Annotated in this window: 1 protein-coding gene; it reads left to right on the forward strand. The window is 58.5% G+C overall.

Annotation, left to right across the window (positions count from 1 at the left end; translation table 11 throughout):
• Position 1: 1 nt before the first annotated feature.
• Positions 2-627, forward strand: a 626-nt coding sequence (locus tag J7396_RS22445; protein WP_244669846.1) for a type IV secretion system protein, incomplete at its 3' end; no start/stop codon positions are given.

Genomic DNA, 627 nt, shown 5'->3' on the forward strand with positions numbered 1-627 from the left:
CCTGGTGGTGACGGCGCTGCGCGCCTCGCTGATCATCGCCCTGGCGACGAGCATGGCGGAGGGTTCGTCAAAACTGTACTGGACGCTGACGGAGGGTGTCAGCCAGTCCATTACCCAAGTAGTGACCGGGGATTCGAAAAGTCCCTACGATGCGATCGACAAGAATCTGGGGTTGATGCAGATCGCGATGATGAGCATCGATCAGATCCAGACAGCAGGCAACCAACAGCGCGACGACGAGAAGACCCGCGCACGCTGGTTCACTGGGGTAGAGATGGCCGGCCCCGGCGTGGTGGGCGGCTCATTGCTTCTGTTGAACAAGATTGGGATGGCACTATTTGTGGGCTTCGGTCCCTTGTTCATCATGTGCCTGCTGTTCCAGGCGACGAAGTCGTTGTTCAGCAAGTGGCTGCTATATGGGTTAGGGATGGTGTTTTCGTTGTCGGTGCTGAGCTTCACGGTGAGCTTGGCGACGAAGGTGGTTGGCGCAGTGGCGCTTGCTTTCCTGGTCAAGTACGCGATGCCAGGCTCAAGTGGTGAGGGCATCAGCAGCATGGCATTGCAGCAAGGAGGGTTAGGCTTGGTGATGACAACCTTGATCGTCACCGCACCGCCGATGGCAGCGGC

It is taken from the genome of Xanthomonas sp. A1809, assembly GCF_017746015.1.
GTDB classification, from domain to species: domain Bacteria; phylum Pseudomonadota; class Gammaproteobacteria; order Xanthomonadales; family Xanthomonadaceae; genus Xanthomonas; species Xanthomonas euvesicatoria.